An 18,161-nucleotide genomic window follows, 5' to 3' on the forward strand; every position below is an offset into this window, starting at 1 on the left:
CTCATCCCACCGAACTTGCTGCGCCATAGGTAATACGAGGCTTCGCTGAAGCCATGTCGCCGGCACAGATCTTTGATCGCCACGCCGCTTTCGGCCTCGCGCAAAAAGCCAATGATTTGTTCCTCGGTAAAACGCTTCTTCACGTCCAATCTCCTTCAGGTAGGGAATTGGACTCCAAACTGGCGTGCTACTCAAAATCGGGGGGACGTCGGCATAACCCAGATACATCGGGTTGCGCGAATAACGATACAGCCCCGACGTGACCAAAGCAGAAGATCGCTCTGGATGCAGAGGATTAACGGTTGTACCGGCATGCCGGAATAGAGTTTTGGGCCACATATTGAGTGAAAGGCCGAGTACGACAAGCGATACGCCAATCGCAATGCATACAAAAGAACAAGCCCATCCGGGGAGCGCCCAAACGATTACAGCGAGCGACAGCAGCAGGATTGGTGGGGGAACCCTGGTTTCCAAAGCCGAGAGCATGTTGCTTGTGAGCCCTAATTTCTATTGGACCGCCTAAACGCGGTGTTGCACCTAGTATCCGCAATTGCCGGATGCGTGGGAATAGGCTCTTCCTATCCAATATCAACCGCTTACCTGATAGCCGGCGCTACGCCTGACGTCGATGCTGATGGTGTTATCCGATTTTTGAGCAGGCGTATGGATTACACCGGAAGAGATGCAGGCGTGACGGCGCGATTGGGGCCGAAGCTCTTGGATCAGGTGCGTGATCGGCTGCGGGTTCGGCACTACAGCCTCCGCACAGAGCAGGCGTATCTGAGCTGGATACGGCGCTTCATCCTGGCCAGCGGCAAGCGCCATCCGGCGCAGATGGGTCAGGCGGAGGTCGACGCTTTCCTGACACGGCTCGCCACCGATGGGCAGGTGTCCGCGGGGGCGCAAAACCAGGCTTTGGCGGCGCTGTTGTTTCTCTATCGCGAGGTGCTGCGCATCGAGCTGCCGTGGATGGAAAACCTGGTGCGCGCCAAGCGCCCAAGGCGCATTCCGGTGGTGCTTTCGCGCGAGGAGGTTGCACGCTTGTTGGCCGTGCTGGAGGCGCCATGTTGGTTGATGGCCAGTCTGCTCTATGGCAGCGGTATGCGTTTGCTGGAATGCCTGCGCCTGCGTGTCAAGGATGTGGGTGCCGCGCGCGCCGAGATCGTGGTGCGTGACGGCAAGGGCGGTAAGGACCGGCGGGTTCCGCTACCGCTCAGCCTTCGAGACGCGCTCCTCCGTCAGCGCGAACGTGCACTGGCGGTACATGCCGCCGATCCGGCCGCCGGTGTCGGACGGGTCTTCCTGCCGCAGGCGTTGGCACGCAAGTCTCCACAATGCCGACGCCGAACCGGGCTGGCAATACCTGTTTCCCTCAGCGCGCCGGTCGCGGGATCCGCGCAGTGGCCGGGTGGGTCCGCATCACGTGTCCGAAGAAGTCCTGCAGCGTGCGGTGCAGGCGGCACGTCGCAGTGCCGGCATCGCCAAGCCGGCCACCTGGCACACGTTGCGCCATTCGTTCGCGACGCATTTGCTGGAGGCCGGCCACGACATCCGCACGGTGCAAGAGCCATGAGGTCACAAGGGCGTGGCCACCACGCAGATCTATACGGATGTATAGGCCGCGGTGCATCTGCGGTGCGCGGTCCGCTGGATGCGCTCGGCCTGGCGGTCAGCGACGAGTGATGCGGCCATGCCGGCGGTAGCTGCCTGCAGCCTTGGGTGACACGTATCGGCCCCGTTGCTGGTGCATTTACGCATGCCGGCAAAGGGTCCAATCTCGATGCAGTCGCAGCAACGGTTCAACCATCCAGCAACGCCTTATCCCGCACCGCCCCCTTGTCCGCACTGGTCGCCAGCAACGCATACGCCTTCAGTGCAGTAGTGACCTTGCGTGGGCGCAGTTCCACCGGCTTCCAGCCCTTGGCGTCCTGTTCTACGCGACGCAGCGCAAGTTCCTCGTCGGAGATCAGCAGGTTGATCGAACGCTGGGGAATGTCGATCAGGATCCTGTCGCCGTCGCGCACCAGGCCGATCGCGCCGCCTGCGGCAGCTTCCGGTGAGGCGTGGCCGATCGACAGGCCCGATGTGCCGCCGGAGAAGCGGCCGTCGGTGAGCAGGGCGCATTGCTTGCCCAGGCCCTTGGATTTGAGATAGCTGGTGGGGTAGAGCATTTCCTGCATGCCGGGGCCGCCCTTGGGGCCTTCGTAGCGGATGACCACCACATCCCCTGCAACCACCTCATCGGCCAGGATGCCCTTGATCGCCGCATCATGGCTCTCGAACACACGTGCATTGCCTTCGAATACGTGGATGGATTCGTCCACGCCGGCGGTTTTCACCACGCAGCCGTCGCGGGCGATATTGCCGTACAGCACGGCCAGGCCGCCTTCCTGCGAGAACGCATGCGCCACCTCGCGGATGCAGCCGTCGCTACGGTCGGTATCCAGGCTGTCCCAGCGCGTGGCCTGGCTGAAGGCGATCTGCGTGGGAATGCCGGCCGGGCCAGCCTTGTAGAAGGTATGCACCTTTTCATCGTCGGTCTGGGTGACATCCCATTGCGCGATGGCCTCGGCCAGCGTGCGTGCGTGCACGGTGGCCGCATTCGTATGCAGCAGGCCGCCGCGCGCGAGCTCGCCGAGGATGGCCATGATGCCGCCGGCGCGATGTACGTCTTCGATGTGGTACTTGGGCGTATTCGGCGCGACCTTGCACAGCTGCGGCACGCGCTTGGACAGGCGGTCGATATCCTGCATGCCGAAGGCAACCTCGGCTTCCTGCGCGGCGGCGAGCAGATGCAGGATGGTGTTGGTCGAGCCACCCATGGCGATGTCCAGCGTCATCGCATTTTCGAAGGCTTCGAAGGTGGCGATGCCGCGTGGCAGGGCGGTGGGGTCCTCGGCCCCGTACCAGCGGTGACACAGTTCCACCGCCACGCGTCCGGCGCGCAGAAACAGCTGTTGGCGATCGGCGTGCGTGGCGACAACCGTGCCGTTGCCGGGCAGCGACAGGCCCAGCGCTTCGGTCAGGCAGTTCATCGAGTTGGCGGTGAACATGCCCGAGCACGAGCCGCAGGTGGGGCAGGCGCTGCGCTCGAATTCGGCCACCTTTTCGTCGGAGGCGCTGTCGTCGGCGGCGATCACCATCGCATCGATCAGGTCGAGCTTGTGCTCGGCCAGCTTGGTCTTGCCCGCTTCCATCGGGCCGCCGGAGACGAACACGGTGGGGATATTGAGCCGCAATGCGGCCATCAACATACCGGGGGTAATCTTGTCGCAATTGGAAATGCACACCAGCGCGTCGGCGCAATGCGCATTGACCATGTATTCGACCGAGTCGGCAATGATCTCGCGACTGGGCAACGAATACAGCATGCCGTCATGACCCATGGCGATGCCGTCGTCCACGGCGATGGTGTCGAACTCCTTGGCCACGCCGCCGACGCGTTCGATCTCGCGCGCAACCAGCTGACCAAGATCCTTCAGGTGCACATGCCCGGGCACGAACTGTGTGAACGAGTTGGCGATGGCGATGATGGGCTTGTGGAAGTCGCCATCCTTCATGCCGGTGGCACGCCACAGGGCGCGGGCGCCGGCCATGTTGCGGCCGTGGGTGGAAGTTTTGGAGCGGTACTCGTGCATGGCGAATTCGACGGCTGAGTGGCGAGCGGTGGCTGGCAATTAGAGCGCGTCGCAACTGTTGCTGCAACCGTCACCGCACGCGCAGGTCCGCACGTTAGCACGCACGCCGGCGTGCACCTGCAGTGCAACGGCTGGCGCCGCCGTAATGCCGTGCAGTTGCAGATCAGGCGCCATCGTCTTGCGGGCCTGCACGTGCGCAGCTACGTTGGCCTGTCATGTAATGCGATGTAAACGTATGCGCACGGGCATGCAGTGGCAGGAGTGCGAACCGGCGCGCAGATCCGGGCGCTGGGGCGCGGCCACTATCGAGAAGGACCACTGCGGCCGAGGGGAGCTGCGCCGGCGAGGATCTTTCCAACGGCACCGCAGAAGGCGCCCCGATGTCCGACCATCCATCTCCACGCCGTGCACCAGCGGCATCGCCTGACTCCACCACGCCATCGCTAGCCGGCGGCATCAGCCGCCGTCGTGTCCTGCAAGGCGCGGCCGGCGCCGCAGTCGTGGCCGCCACCGGCTGGGCAGGCCGCGCGGCTGCGCAAAACGCCAGCCTGCCGTTCGCTGGCCTCAACCTGTCCGGCCTGGCCTCCAACAGCTATGTGGAAAACGCCGAGATCGGCACGCATTACCGCGCCATCACTGCCCAGCATGTGGCCGCGGCAGGCAGCTGCCCGCTCTTCCGTCTGCCGACCACCGCCCCGCGCTTCACGCGTGGCAGGGCGCGCCGTTGAGCGAAAGCTACTGCAAGCAGGTGCAGGACGCGCTGGACAACATCACTGCGCGCGGCAAGCGCGCCATCGTGGAGTTGCACGATTACATGCGGCTGCCGCAGCGGGTGGCGGCCAAGAGCGGGTATCGGCGCGACGCCAGCGGTGCAGTCGTCGATGCGCGTGGCAACCGCGTGGGTGATCTGGCGGCGGCCGAGCCGTGGGCCGACACCTACCCGTTGCGCAACTTCCATGACGTGGGCTATCTGGACAGTCGCGACCAACTGCTCAAGCTCTACGAATACCGCGTGATCGGCACGCCGGGGTGCACGCTCTACAACGACGCGGGCTTGCCGGATCTGTGGGCGCGTATCGTCAACCGGTTCAAGCAGCACCCAGCGGTATTCGGCTGGGGCGTCATGAACGAGCCTTACCAGGGCAAGGAACTCAATGCCGATGGCAGTGCGTTGTCGATGGCGGCGCACTGGCAGAAGACCGCCACCGCGTGCTGCAAGATGGTCGTCGATCGCGACCGCGACCACTTCGTATTCGTGTGCGGCAATGGCTATGCCAGTGCCCGGCGCTGGCAGGAGGATTCGATGGGCCTGTTCGATATTCCGGACCCGTACGACCGCATCGTGTTCGAGGCGCACAACTATCTCGACAGCAACGGTAGCGGGGGCGGCAACTGGATCGGGCTCGGCGGGCGCAACGAGGTGATCCAGCCGGATACCGGCATCGACATGGTCAGCCCGTTTATCGAAGCGCTGCAGTGCAGCAGGGCGGCAAGCGCGGTTACCTGGGCGAGCACGGCTATCCGGCCGGCAACCGCAGCGCGCAGATCGCCACCACGCGCATGCTGGCGCATCTGCAGGCCTTCAACATTACCAGTACGCAATGGTGCTTCGGCCCCGGGTGGCCGGACGACGACGTGCTGGGCATGAGCCGCGACGTGGGTGCGGACATCCAGGCCAAGTCCAACCTGGCTGCCGTGCAGGCGTTCTTCGACGTGCGCCTGTCCAGCTACATTCCGCCCCGATAGCCGGCATTGCCGCCGCTGCCGGGAGGTGGCGGCGGTTTACACTTCGCCATGCACATGGACATCCCTTGCCGCGCTGGCTGCGCGGCCTGCTGTATCGCCCCATCCATCAGTTCGGCCATTCCCGGCATGCCGCATGGCAAGCCCGCGGGGGTGCCATGTGTGCAACTGGACGGGCAGGGCCGCTGCCGCCTGTTCGGCTTGCCGACGCGGCCAGCGGTCTGCACCAGCCTGCGTCCGTCCGCGGACATGTGCGGTGCATCGCGCGCCCAGGCGCTGGCCACGTTGACGGCACTGGAGCACGCCACGCAGCCGTAGCCGCGCGCACGCCCCGTACCGTCACGCACGCGCCAGACGCGCTGCCTGCGTTGCGGCTCAGCCGGCGGGTGAGGTGCCCAGATACTGATCCTTGAGCCGCACGTAATGTTGCGCGGAGTAATGCAGGCTTTCGATTTCCTTGTCGCTGAGCGTGCGCGCCAAACGTGCAGGATTGCCCAGCCACAGCTCGGCTTCGCCGACCACCTTGCCCGGGCCGACCACCGCACCGGCACCGACAAAGCCATAACGTTTGACCGTTGCACCATCGAGCACGCACGCGCCCATGCCGATCAGGCACAGGTCTTCGATGGTGCAGGCATGCAGGATGGTGCCGTGGCCGACGGTGACGTCCTCGCCGATCACGGTGGGGTAGCCGGCCTTGTTGAACGGGCTGTGGTGGCTGACGTGGATGATGGTGCCGTCCTGCACGTTGCTGCGCGCGCCGATCTGTACATGATTGACGTCGCCGCGAATCACCGTGCCCGGCCAGACCGAAACGTCATCGCCCAGACTCACCTTGCCGATGATGGTGCAGGCAGGATCGACGTAAACGCGGGCACCCAGCCGCGGGGTGTGGTCCAGAAAGGAGCGAATCGGGGTCACGCCATCTCCGTCAAGTCAGCGTGCCGCCCACTGCGGACACGCCGCGGATGATACCTGCGCTGCGGTTGCCGCTGCGGCAGCGAAAGGGCAGTGCGCTGAGATAACGAACACGCAGATGCAATACGTGCCAGGTCGTTGGCAGACGTGGCCGGGTGGGTCGACGTCCAATGGATTGTGTCGCGTCGTCAGAGCTTCCGAAGCCGCGAACGGCAAGCCATGCGATGGGTGCGAAGACATCGCAGCGCTGGCCAAGCGCGTTGGCGCATTTCCGATAAGCGCACAGCGCTGCGGTGATCGGTCTTGAACCGGGCGAGAAATGGGCTAGCGTGTACAGGCGGTCGCAACGCGCTGCGCATCGGCGATTGCACGCATCGCTGCTACGCCGCGCAGCCGGGTTCAACGGCGACTGCAGCGCCTTCGGGCCAACCCTCTCTTCACCACAGGACATACAATGCCTCAGCACACTGCACCGTTTGGGCATTTCGTGCTGGAGCGCATGACACCATTTCAATGGAAGGCCGTCGCAGTGTGCGTGTTGCTGACGATGCTCGACGGCTTCGACGTGATGGCGATGGCGTTCACCGCACCGCACGTATCGGCGGACTGGCAGTTATCCGGCAAGCTGCTGGGCATGCTGTTCAGCGCGGGCCTGATCGGCATGGCGCTTGGTGCACTGGGGTTGGCGCCACTGGCCGACCGCATCGGCCGTCGCGCGCTGACGCTGGCATGCCTGGCGATCCTGACCGTGGGCATGGGCATGTCCGCACTGGCCAGCACTGCATGGCAGCTGGGGGCGCTGCGGCTCCTGACCGGTCTGGGGATCGGCGGTATGTTGGCCTGCGTTGCGGTCACGGCAGGGGAGTTTTCCAGCCCCCGTCGGCGCAACACTGCCATCGTGCTGCAAGTGACCGGCTACCCGGTCGGTGCCACGCTGGGTGGCATGATTGCCGAACTGTTGATGCAGCAGTGGTCCTGGCCGGCGGTGTTCGTACTTGGGGCGGTGGCATCGTTGTTGTGTGTGCCGTTGGTGCTTGCATTCCTGCCAGAGTCGCTGGAGTTCCTGATCATCCGCCGGCCACCGGATGCCCTGGCGCGCTTCAATGCCGTGCTGGCGCGGATGGGAATGCCGTCGCACGATGCATTGCCGCCGCCACAGCTGCAGTCAGCCACGCAGGCACAAGGCTATCGGGCCCTGTTTGGCGTTTCCATGCGGCGGTACACGGTGCTGATCGCCCTTGGCTTTTTCTCGCTGATGTTTGCGTTCTACTTCGTGATCAGCTGGACGCCGAAGCTGCTGGTGACCGCTGGCGCGTCGGCCACGGAGGGCGTCACGGGTGGGGTGCTGTTGAATCTTGGAGGCATCGGCGGCGGCTTGCTGTTCAGTGGGTTGGCATCATGCATGCGGCTGTCGCGTCTGACGATCGGATTCCTGTTGCTGATGGGCCTGGCGATGCTGGCTTCCGGCCTGTGCAGTGCGCAGTTGAGCTGGGCGCTCGCTTTCGCCTTGCTCACCGGGGCCGCGATGTTCGCTGCGGTGGGCGGCATGTACGCCATCGTTCCGATCGTCTTCAACGCTGCGGTGCGCTCGACTGCGCTGGGCTGGGCGATCGGGGTGGGGCGCTTCGGGGCGATCTTGTCGCCGTTCTGCGCCGGGGTATTGCTGGACGCCGGATGGTCGCCGGCCATGTTGTATCTGGCCTCCAGCGTGCCGTTGCTGTTTGCCGTCGTCGCCGTGCTGGGGATGCGGCTGCCGAACCGCTGAGCAACCCAGGCACAGCCGCGTCCGGCATCACATCCGGGCGCTGCGTAGACCCGGTCGCGGGCCAAAGAAATCGTGCCATATGCCGATAACACCGCAGACCGCCAAGTCGTGGCGGGCTTCCCTGGACATTGTGCAAACCAGCGCCGGCATGCTCAGAACCATCGACTCAGATCAACTCCGCCCCGGCATGTACGTGTGCAAGCTGCTGGGCGCGTGGGTGCACCATCCGTTCTGGAAGACATCGTTTCTGGTCGATTCCGACGATGTGGAGAAGATCCATGACAGCTGTATCGAGCAGTTGGTGATCGATACCGCGCGCGGGCTGGATGTCGAAGCGCCCACAACCTCTGGCGCGTCGGCCGAATGGGGCGTGCCGCCGAGCCCGGCAGCTGCCCCCGCGCCCGCTGCGCCCGAACCGCCGGAGCCTGCTGCCGCGCCGAGTAGCGTGCGCACCGACAGCGTGACCGCGCAGGTCGGCATCGAAGCCGAGGTGGTACGCGCGCGCCGCATCTTCGAAGACGGCCGCGACATGGTCGAGGCGATGTTCCGCGATGTGCGGCTGGGGCGCACCGTCGACACAGAAGCGGCCATGCCGCTGGTGGAAGCCATCAACGACTCGGTGCTGCGGCATCCGCAGGCCTTGATCAGCGTAGCGCGGCTCAAGACCGCCGACGACTACACCTATCTGCATTCGATGGCCGTGGCCGGGCTGATGAACGGCCTGGCGCGCCAGCTCGGCCTGCCCGAATCGCAGGTGGTGGAAGCGGCGATGGGCGGCCTGCTGCACGACATGGGCAAGGCGGTGACACCGTTGGAGATTCTCAACAAGCCCGGCCGGCTCACCAACGAAGAAATGGAGATCATGCGCCAGCATCCGCTGGACGGCCATCGGCTGCTGGTGGCCGGCGGCGTGCAGAACGCGGTGGTGCTGGAAATCGCGCTGCATCACCACGAAAAGATGGATGGCAGCGGCTACCCGAATCAATTGGTGGGCGAGAATATTTCGTTGATGTCGCGGATGGGGGCGGTCTGCGATGTCTACGACGCCATCAGCTCGGACCGCCCCTACAAACGCGGTTGGGACCCGGCCGAATCGCTCAAGCAGATGGCCTCCTGGAATGGCCATTTCGACTCGGTCATATTCCAGGCCTTCGTGCGCCGGCTGGGCATTTATCCGGTCGGCTCGCTGGTGCGGCTGGAGTCGCAAAAACTTGCGGTGGTGATCGAACAGACGCCCGATGCGCTGCTCAAGCCCAAGGTGCGCGTGTTCTATTCGGCCAAGCTGCGCAGCCACGTGTTGGTGCAGGACATCGACCTGTCGCGTCTGGACTGCCATGACCGCATCGCGCAGATGGAAAGTCCTGCCGAATGGGGCTTCCGTGATCTGGAAAAGCTCTGGCTGCCCTGAGCGGGCGGCACAGGCATTGAGCCGGTAGCCCCAGCGGCCATGCGCGCAGTGCGGGATGGGCGCCGATCACCGATCACCGATCACCGAGACACCACCCTGACAGATGCGCCACGCGCCCGTGCGACGTGCTCGCGGCCTTGCCTGCGCCAGCGACCACCAAGGCCGCGAATGCCTCCCGCTAGCGAACGCGACCATGCTGCGCTGCAGCTTGGCGATGTAGTTATGATCAATAACTATTTCGGAACGCAATCACTTGCCGGCCGGAACCATGTCTCAGCCTTGCCCGGATCACCGCCGCTCCCCGTCAGCCGCAGCGCTGCGTCGCCGCTGCAAGCTGCGTGCGTGGCAGGGCGGTGGGGCCGACACATCCACGGCGCGTGCACCTGCGGCGTGCCTGTCCACATCGACAGGTCCGGTGGCGTCTACAATGCGGTCCACGCCGTGGATCCGCGTTGCGGATGCGGCACACTGCGCGTACCGTCCGCCCGCTGCCTTTGTCGCGAGAACCGCCATGCCCGTTACCGCCGTTGCTGCGCCCTTGCCCGATGCCGTCACCACGGTGGATCAGGCGCGGCTGCTGCAGTTGCTGGGGTATCGCATCACCCGCACCGAGTTGATGGTGCGGCGGATGTTCCAGGAGTGCGTGGCCGCGTTCGACCTCAAGCCGGTCGACTTCTCGCTGCTGATGCTGGTGGATGGCAACCCGGGCATCAACCAGCGCCAGATCGGCGACGTGCTGCACGTGTCGCCGCCGAACCTGGCGATCGTGGTGGCCAGGCTGGTCAAGCGTCGCCTGCATCGGTGATCCGTGGCGCGGGTGTGGCAGCAGGCTGGCGGCTGCGTGCGGTGCTCGGCCTGGCGGCAGGCCTGGCAGCGGGCGCGGCGCCTGCGCAAAGTGCGCCGCAGAGCGTGGCGCTGACCAATGGCATCAATACCGGGGGCACCAGTTTTCTGGACGGCCTCACCAGCACCACGCCAGGCCTGGCGGTCGTCACCTACCTGCGGCACAACGCACTGGATGCCATCAAGGACGCCCGTGGCAACGATATCCCGGTGTTCGACAACCCGCGAATCGATTCCACCGTGCTGCTGACCCAGTTCGCTTACGTCACGCCCTATCGATTGTTCGGCGGGTCGCTGGGCATCACTGCGCTGGTGCCGCTGGTCAATCTGGATGCGTCTTTCGGCCGCAACAGCAATGCCACGCTGCGCGACAATGGTGCCGGCGTGGGGGATGTGACGTTCGGACCGTATCTGCAAATGCCACCGGTGATACGCAACGGGCGAGCGGTGTTCTCGCAGCGATTCGAATTCGACGCCGTGGCGCCGATTGGCAAGTACGACGGCAATCGCGATCTCAATCAAAGCTCCGGTTAGTGGTCGCTCATTCCAAGCTACGCATTCACGGTACTTCCCACGCCCAGTTGGGAAGTCAGTGCACGCATCAACTACATCTACAACTTTCGCAGCGAGCGCCGTCCGAACCTGCCGCCAGGCTTCGACTTCCGCAATGGTCAGGCAGGCGATGCGGGATGGATCAATTTCGCCACCTCCTGGGAAGTGGCACCGAAGCTGCGGTTGGGCATCAACGCGTATTACCTGACCCAGTTCCGCGACAACCGCACCAACGACCAGCGCGTGCCGGACAGTCGTCAACGCGCGTTCTATGCAGGGTCGGGTGGCGTGTGGCGCTTTGATGCAAAAAACATCCTGTTCGCCAATGTCTATCTACCGGTGGAGGTCAGGAATGCCGCGTCCGGCAACAACGTCAATTTCGAGTATGTCCATGTGTTCTAGCGCCGCCACGGCTGGCTCCTTCGGAGGATGGCAATGAACTTGCACAACAAGACGATCGTGGTGACTGGCGTGGCGTCGGGCATTGGCGCGGAGGTCGCACGGTTGGCACGGTTTCATGGCGCCAAGGTGATCGGGGTCGATCGCACGCCCGTGCAGATGACCCTGCACGGCTTTCATCAGGCCGATCTCGGCGACCCGGCATCCATCGATGCCTTGGTGAAGGCGTTGCCGGCCAACATCGATGCGCTGGCCAATATCGCCGGGGTGCCGGGTACCGCGCCGCTGGATGTGGTGGCGCGGGTGAACTATCTGGGCCTGCGCCATCTGACCCAGGGGCTGCTGCCGCGCATCGTGTCGGGCGGTTCCATCATCAATGTGGCCTCGATCCTGGGCGCCGAATGGCCGCAGCGTCTGGAGCTGCACAAGCAGCTGGCGGCAACCGACAGCTTCGAAAGCGGCAGCGCGTGGCTGGCGGCGCACCCGGTGGCGCACGACACCTGCTACCAATACTTCAAAGAGGCGTTGATCGTGTGGACCTTGCTGCAATCGCGGCCCTGGTTCGCCGACCACGGGGTGCGCGTGAACAACGTCTCTCCGGGCCCGGTGTTCACCCCCATCCTGGGCGATTTTGCTGCCATGCTCAGCGAGGAACGCGTCAAGGCAGATGCCAAGCGCATGACCCGCCCGGCGTATGCCGATGAAGTGGCCGAGGGCATCGTGTTTCTCGCATCCGACGCAGCCCGCTGGATCAACGGCATCACCCTGCCGATCGATGGCGGGCTGGCTTCCACCACGCTGTAATTCCCACACGTTTTTAGCAGGAGGCTAGACCATGAATGCTCTTTCCAGCACAGCGGCCGCTGCGATCGACACGCCCGCGTGGCATGGCTGCATCTTCAATGGCGACTGGGTGCCCGGTCACGGTGGCAGCTTGCCCATCCATGAGCCGGCAACTGGCGCCCTGTTGCATGAAGTCGGCAAGGCCGACCTGGCCGATGTCGCCGCTGCCATCGCACAGGCCAAGCAGGCGCAGCGTGCATGGGCCGCAACACCACCGCGCGAACGCGCCGCCGTCTTTCATCGTGCTGCGCAGGCGATGCAGGCACGCAGTGCCGAAGCCACCTTGCTGATTGCGCGCGAAACCGGCAGCATCCTGCCCAAGGCCCAGCGCGAGGTGGACGAATCGGTGGTGTTCTACCAGCAGGCCGCTGCCATGCCGCTGCAGGCCAGTGGCCAGATGTTGCCGACATCAGCCGGTCAACTCAGTCTTGCACGCCACCTGCCGCTGGGCGTGATCGGGGTGATTTCGCCGTTCAATTTTCCGTTGACTCTGTCGCTGCGCTCGGTGGCGCCGGCGCTGGCGATGGGCAATGCGGTGATTCTCAAACCCGACCCGCGCACGCCCTACACCGGTGGCGTGATCATCGCGCAGGTGCTGGAAGACGCCGGCCTGCCGAAAGGCTTGCTGCACGTGTTGCATGGCGATGCGCCGATTGGCCAGGCGCTGGTGGAATCGCCGGATGTCCCGATGATTGCGTTCACCGGTTCCACGGCTGCCGGCCGCCGCATCGGCGAAATTGCCGGACGCCATCTGAAGAAAGTGTCGCTGGAACTGGGTGGCAACAACGCAGTGATCGTGCTCGACGACGCGGATCTGGACAAGGCTGCTTCGGCTGTCGCATTCGGTGCCTACATGCACCAGGGCCAGATCTGCATGGCGACCGGGCGTGTGCTGGTGCAACGCTGCGTGGCGCAGGCACTGACCCAGCGGTTGGCCGAAAAAGCGCGCCATTTGCCGGTGGGCGACCCGGTCAGCGGTACCGTGGCGTTGGGCCCGATCATCGACCAACGCCAGCTGCAGCACGTCGTCGACATTGTCAGCGATAGCGTGGCAGCCGGCGCGGTCGTGGAAGCTGGGGCCACCCATGAAGGCCTGTTCTACGCGCCAACCGTGTTGTCCAACGTGCGCCCGGGCATGCGCGCGTTCGACGAAGAAGTGTTCGGGCCGGTGATCAACATCACCGTGTTCGACACAGACGAAGAGGCTGCAGAGCTGGCCAACCAGGGCGAGTACGGGCTGGCGGCAGGCATTCTGTCGGCATCGGTCTCGCGCGCGCTGGCGTTGGGCGAGACGTTGCACACCGGTCTGCTGCATATCAACGACCAGACGGTGGCCGACGAGGTTGTCAATCCATTCGGCGGCATCGGTGCATCGGGCAACGGTACCAGTGTCGGCGGCCCGGCCGATTGGGAGCAGTACACGCATTGGCAATGGCTGACCATCAAGAACGACGTGCCGCAGTACCCGTTCTGATCGCAATGGCTGGGTGATGGAGTGGCTGGTTCTGCCTCTCCATCGCTGCAGGATGACGGTATGTGCTGAGCCTATTGGCCTTCGTCATTTGTGTAGGCCTGGCATCGTTTTTCTAGATGCAGGCGGAAGCCTGGTGAGTCGAGCGCGCGGTGCCCTCACCGCTCGCGGGACACGCTGTGAATCCATCCATGGAGGCTCGATGGCGGCATCCATGCCGCCATCGGTCCCGCAATCTGCGAGGCCACCGCACCAGAACGTTTGTCGGCAGTTTGATGGGGGTTGCTCGTGATACGCAGGCGCCGCTGCATTGCTAGCGAGCATCGCCTGTCGATTGCACTGACAGACTGAACAACTCGACTGGTCTTTGCCCGTTCACTGTCGCAGAACCATTGGTGCATGGACGCCGCCACGGAGCTTGCATGGACGTACTTGCAGCGTGTCCTGTGATAGTGGGCGGGCAAGGGCCTGCAGCAAGTCTGCAGATGATTCTCCCTACCACGCGCACAGCGATTCAGTGGGGTCGTTCTGTTGGTCGCTTCTGCTAACCGGCTCGAAAGCGCGTCGGCGAGCAACCGGCGTGCCGTGCGAAGTAGCGACTGAAATAGGCGGCGTCGAAAAATCCAAGGCTGGCGGCAATCTGTTGCACGCTCAGGCTGGTGTAACGCAGGCTGCGGCGTGCTTCCAGCATGATCCTGCGCTGCAGCAACTGCAGTGCAGAGGCGCCAGCCAGGCGCTGGCACAACGCGTTAAGGTGACCGGGCGTCAACCCGAGCTGATCGGCATAGCGCGAAATCGGCCAATGGGCGCGGTAGTGCTGGTCGATCAAGCCTTGATAAGCGCGGAGATGGTGCAATGCCGGGTCCGCCTGCGGGCTGATTGCTGCGGCATGCTGGGCGCGTTCCAGTGCCGTACGCGCCATCCAGATGACCAGCTGCGCCGCCGCGGCCTGCGCTGCGACGTCATAGCCGAGTGACCGGCGCGCGTGATCCTGCGCAATGCTGCCAAACAACACATCCAGCCACTTGCGCGCATGCTGCGCTTGCACAACTGCTGGCGTGGTCATGACCTGTTGCAGTAATGGCGCAGCGTTCAGCGCGGTTTTGACCAGCGGCATGCACATGGTGATGACGTGCCCACGCACGGCCGGGTCGAAGGCAAAGCCATGCACGCAAAGCGGCGGAAGCCACACCACGCTGGCGTCGCGCAGGCGCTGCGTGCGACCATCCAGCTGCAGCGTGGCCGGCCCGTGTTGCACATAGACCAGTTGCGCCAAATCCTCGTGTCGATGCGGGACGATCTGCCAGTCGTGCAGCCGGCTGCGTGCGTCAATCGATTCCCAATGCAGCAATTCCGCAGCGGCGGTGTGTTGTTCGCCGTACAGACCGAAAGCAGGGACTGCGGCACTGTCGGGCACGGATGTGGCCATCGTCGAAAAGTCCAAGGACTGCACGCAATCATCCCTTCAATACGCGGGTTTGGCTACCGACACTGCCTGCATCGCCATCAGGCCAGGAGCAGTGCATGCGAACGCAGGTTGCGATCATCGGCGCCGGCCCATCGGGCTTGTTGCTTGGCGAACTGCTGCGGCTGGCCAGCATCGACTGCGTCATCATCGAGCGACAAACGCCACAGCATGTGCTGGCGCGCATCCGCGCCGGTGTATTGGAGCAGGGTAGCGTGGAACTGCTGCAGCGCGCCGGCGTCGGCGAGCGCTTGCAGCGCGAAGGCCTGCTGCATCACGGCTTCGAACTGTCCCTCGACGGTCAGCGCGAGCGCATCGATCTGCTGCGCGGCTGCGGACGCGGTGTCACCGTTTATGGGCAGACCGAGGTCACTGCCGATCTGATGCAGGCGCGAGAGCGCAGCGGGGCGGCGACCCATTACAACGCGCAGGACGTGACCCTGTGCGGTGTGGAAGGCACGATACCCGCCGTGGAGTTCACGCAGGATGGCCAGCGCAAACGCCTCGACTGCGACTACATCGTCGGCTGCGATGGCTATCACGGCGTCAGCCGTGCCAGCATCCCGGCCGAGCGGTTGCGCCTGTTCGAGCGTGTGTATCCGTTCGGTTGGCTCGGGGTGCTGGCCGATACGCAACCCGTGCACGAAGAACTGATCTATGCACGCCACCGGCGCGGGTTTGCACTATGTTCGATGCGCTCGCCCACCCGTACGCGCTATTACATCCAAGTGCCGGCTAGCGCGCAGGTGGAGGCCTGGAGCGACCAGGCATTCTGGGACGAGTTGCGTGCACGGCTTCCGCCTGCGTTGGCGGCGCAACTGGTCACCGGCGCATCGATCGAGAAGAGCATCGCACCGCTGCGCAGTTTCGTTGCCGAGCCGATGCAGTATGGTCGGCTGTTCCTGGCCGGCGATGCTGCGCATATCGTGCCGCCCACCGGTGCCAAGGGGCTGAATCTGGCACTTGGCGATGTCGGCTTGTTGGCGCAGCTGTTCGAGCGTTGGAAGGCATCCGGCGATGCTGGCGTGTTGCAGCAGTATTCGGCGCTGGCCTTGCAGCGGGTGTGGAAGGCCGAGCGCTTTTCCTGGTGGATGACCACGCTGTTGCATCGCTTCGACGACGAAGACGCATTCACTGCGCGGCTGCACGGAGCGGAGCTGGACTATCTGCTCGGTAGCGAGGCGGGCCGCGCGACACTGGCGGAAAATTATGCAGGTCTTCCGTTGGCCGCGCTGTCCGATTGAGGGGGCGTCGGTGATTACGTAACACCAGGCGCTTAACGGCAAGCCCAACCGGATGCGGCGCGAGGTGGTCTTTGCTGAGATGGATCAGGCGTCGTCGTGTAAGAGCCTGTTGACGCTAATCGCGGCCCACTTTGGAATCGAGGTAGCCGCATCGACGTGACAAGCCCTCGGGCGAGATTACTGAGGTTCCCGTTGATCCTCGACTGATCCGGAGTTTTCCTGCGGACGTGACGAGCTGGCATGATCCGCCTGCACGTAACCGACCAAAAGGTCAATTGACACGTATGCTTGCCGACGCTGTTCGGTCGAACTTTTGTCAATTGCCAGTTGAAGTACACTTTGCTGCTCGTTTCGTGCCTCTTTCGCAACGCTCGCAGGAACTGAGCAGCTTCCTCGGACCTGAATCTAAACTCCCCAGAGTTAGGATCGAAGAATGTGATCATGCCGTCTTAGGGGTTTCGGTGCATGCACATTTCATGCCCGATCGGCTTCGCGCGCTCATCATAGTGACTGTACAAGAGGCTGGCGTAGCCATCGATGCCCGCCATTGCGTCGGCCATTTTCGCAGCGGACGTGGTACTTTTGGTCAGCCGCCTGTCCCTGGTAATGCCAAAAATTTCATCGGCGTCAGCATTCACTTTGGGGCCCAAATGGTTTGCTGATGAAAGAGGTGCGGCTCAAGAGGTCCTTGCGGCTCAGTGAATAACATTTTGGGTAGGCGAGGGCATGGTGCAAGCCCTCGAACGAGCCTAGCGCGCGCATTCTCGCCTCGACGCTGCCATCGGGTACGGCACGGCACAATGTAAATTCATCCATAAAGCGGATAATCCAGCGCACACGCCGCTCGTGCCCGTCTTGTCGCCTTCGAACACGGTCTCGAGAGTCTTTGTGTCTTGCACAAATCCGCGCCTAAGACTCGCTTCGAAAACATTTGTATCGGAAGGAGCCCTGCGGGCAGAACTGCCAAATGTTGCTTTCAAGTGAGCGATTACATCGGCGTGGTCAGCCGAAGTCGCGGCGGCCTTCGCCGGCTTAGCGGTTTGCGCATCGCGCGAAGGTTGATCCATGCCAGCACGCGTATCAGGCAGCGAAGATGTGCTGACGCGGGCGCGCAGCGGACGTCGCGACAGCCCTGCCAGCAGGCCACACGATGTGGCATTTCCATACGAACGTGGCTCGGACTGCTGGTCTGGCGTGGCCGGAGCTTGGGTTTCCGAGTGAACAGTGGGCGGTGTTGCAATTGGACGTGCAAGCCGCGTCATATCCATGGGTCACTCCTGAGTTCAAGAGAAAGCCAGCCGAGTATTGAAGGGTTCCCGTTATGATTGCCGCAATTTCCCCGAAGCGATGACGAAAAATAGGAACGCTCCCGCAGCTGACCAGCCCCGATCCAGGGCCCGCAGGGAACGTCTGAACAACGCCTCAGATGCACAACGCCGCCCGCTTACGTTGAAAAGTCGTCCATGCAACTGACGCTATGCGACACCGAGGGCATGGGCAAGCGCAAGCAGACCCGCGCGCGATCTTCCTGCCCAAGATGGAGCAGATCATTCCCTGGATCATTGCTCTGTCTAATCGAACCGCACTTATCCGGCGTCAGGGCGACCAATCTCTTTGCGACGCATCATGCCCGCAATGTTGCGGACGGCCAAACAAGATTCTAGGGGTTCTGTCAGCGGATCAAAGCGCGGCATGCACATGCCGGTTCGATGGCGCCTCGGTTCCACAAGGCGATACATACGCAAAACAAAACTCGCTAAAAAGCAGCTTGAATCATGCGCTCAGCCGCACATGCGTCGCCTCCACCGCAGTCATCGCCTGCTCGACCGCACCATCCGGCCCAAGCCGCAGACGGCGACGTCCCCCCGATTT

11 protein-coding genes and 6 pseudogenes are annotated in these 18,161 nt (G+C 63.7%); 11 read left to right on the forward strand and 6 right to left on the reverse strand.

Going from position 1 to position 18,161, the window contains the following annotated elements:
- Window positions 1-143, reverse strand: a 143-nt coding sequence (locus XAXN_RS01745) for a transposase (protein WP_134984817.1), incomplete at its 3' end; no start/stop codon positions are given.
- 67 nt (window positions 144-210) lie between these two features.
- Window positions 211-486 (reverse strand): annotated as a pseudogene (locus XAXN_RS23385) (methyltransferase family protein); the annotation flags it as partial.
- Between the two features lie 177 nt (window positions 487-663).
- On the opposite strand from XAXN_RS23385, the pseudogene XAXN_RS01750 reads away from it, so the two are divergent.
- A pseudogene (locus XAXN_RS01750) lies at window positions 664-1,683 on the forward strand (integron integrase).
- Between the two features lie 116 nt (window positions 1,684-1,799).
- Here XAXN_RS01750 and ilvD read toward each other — a convergent pair.
- Entirely contained in the window at window positions 1,800-3,638 is a 1,839-nt protein-coding gene (gene ilvD / locus XAXN_RS01755; RefSeq protein WP_054318267.1) for a dihydroxy-acid dehydratase, read from the reverse strand.
- A 380-nt stretch (window positions 3,639-4,018) separates the two neighbouring features.
- Between ilvD and XAXN_RS01760 the strand changes: the two are divergent.
- Window positions 4,019-5,384 (forward strand): annotated as a pseudogene (locus tag XAXN_RS01760) (glycoside hydrolase family 5 protein).
- Between the two features lie 60 nt (window positions 5,385-5,444).
- On the forward strand, window positions 5,445-5,699 hold the full coding sequence (locus tag XAXN_RS01770) for a YkgJ family cysteine cluster protein (protein WP_241148177.1): 255 nt from the start codon (window positions 5,445-5,447) through the stop codon (window positions 5,697-5,699).
- A 57-nt stretch (window positions 5,700-5,756) separates the two neighbouring features.
- On the opposite strand, the gene XAXN_RS01775 is transcribed toward XAXN_RS01770, so the two are convergent.
- A complete protein-coding gene (locus XAXN_RS01775; RefSeq protein ID WP_054318270.1) occupies window positions 5,757-6,302 on the reverse strand; it encodes a gamma carbonic anhydrase family protein in 546 nt (181 codons plus the stop codon).
- Window positions 6,303-6,753: 451 nt separating this feature from the next.
- Between XAXN_RS01775 and XAXN_RS01785 the strand changes: the two genes are divergently transcribed.
- The 6 genes and pseudogenes from XAXN_RS01785 to XAXN_RS01810 all read left to right on the forward strand — a co-directional run bounded on the left by XAXN_RS01785 (window position 6,754) and on the right by XAXN_RS01810 (window position 13,583).
- Window positions 6,754-8,064 carry an MFS transporter gene (locus XAXN_RS01785; RefSeq protein ID WP_054318271.1) on the forward strand — a complete coding sequence of 437 codons (1,311 nt, stop codon included), beginning with the start codon at window positions 6,754-6,756 and terminating at the stop codon, window positions 8,062-8,064.
- Window positions 8,065-8,212: 148 nt separating this feature from the next.
- Window positions 8,213-9,472 carry an HD-GYP domain-containing protein gene (locus XAXN_RS01790; RefSeq protein ID WP_054318277.1) on the forward strand — a complete coding sequence of 420 codons (1,260 nt, stop codon included), beginning with the start codon at window positions 8,213-8,215 and terminating at the stop codon, window positions 9,470-9,472.
- Window positions 9,473-9,983: 511 nt separating this feature from the next.
- Window positions 9,984-10,274 (forward strand): annotated as a pseudogene (locus XAXN_RS01795) (MarR family winged helix-turn-helix transcriptional regulator); the annotation flags it as partial.
- A gap of 2 nt (window positions 10,275-10,276) precedes the next feature.
- Window positions 10,277-11,269, forward strand: a pseudogene (locus XAXN_RS01800) (SphA family protein).
- Between the two features lie 33 nt (window positions 11,270-11,302).
- Window positions 11,303-12,070: a coniferyl-alcohol dehydrogenase gene (locus tag XAXN_RS01805; RefSeq protein WP_054318272.1), complete on the forward strand. Its 768-nt coding sequence runs from the start codon at window positions 11,303-11,305 to the stop codon at window positions 12,068-12,070.
- 31 nt (window positions 12,071-12,101) lie between these two features.
- The gene (locus XAXN_RS01810; RefSeq protein ID WP_054318273.1) at window positions 12,102-13,583 is read left to right on the forward strand and encodes a benzaldehyde dehydrogenase; all 1,482 of its coding nucleotides are present in this window, start codon (window positions 12,102-12,104) and stop codon (window positions 13,581-13,583) included.
- A gap of 541 nt (window positions 13,584-14,124) precedes the next feature.
- Here the strand turns inward: XAXN_RS01810 and XAXN_RS01815 are convergent.
- Window positions 14,125-15,009 (reverse strand): helix-turn-helix domain-containing protein, encoded by an 885-nt coding sequence (locus XAXN_RS01815; RefSeq protein ID WP_054318274.1) that lies wholly within the window; start codon window positions 15,007-15,009, stop codon window positions 14,125-14,127.
- A 95-nt stretch (window positions 15,010-15,104) separates the two neighbouring features.
- On the opposite strand from XAXN_RS01815, the gene pobA reads away from it, so the two are divergent.
- On the forward strand, window positions 15,105-16,289 hold the full coding sequence (pobA, locus tag XAXN_RS01820) for a 4-hydroxybenzoate 3-monooxygenase (RefSeq protein WP_054318275.1): 1,185 nt from the start codon (window positions 15,105-15,107) through the stop codon (window positions 16,287-16,289).
- Between the two features lie 32 nt (window positions 16,290-16,321).
- On the opposite strand, the gene XAXN_RS22895 is transcribed toward pobA, so the two are convergent.
- Entirely contained in the window at window positions 16,322-16,732 is a 411-nt protein-coding gene (locus tag XAXN_RS22895; protein WP_241148176.1) for a YopT-type cysteine protease domain-containing protein, read from the reverse strand.
- A 1,020-nt stretch (window positions 16,733-17,752) separates the two neighbouring features.
- On the opposite strand from XAXN_RS22895, the pseudogene XAXN_RS23575 reads away from it, so the two are divergent.
- Window positions 17,753-17,933: pseudogene (locus tag XAXN_RS23575) on the forward strand (IS5/IS1182 family transposase); the annotation flags it as partial.
- Window positions 17,934-18,161: the final 228 nt, after the last annotated feature.

Source organism: Xanthomonas axonopodis, assembly GCF_001304695.1.
Taxonomy (GTDB): domain Bacteria; phylum Pseudomonadota; class Gammaproteobacteria; order Xanthomonadales; family Xanthomonadaceae; genus Xanthomonas; species Xanthomonas axonopodis.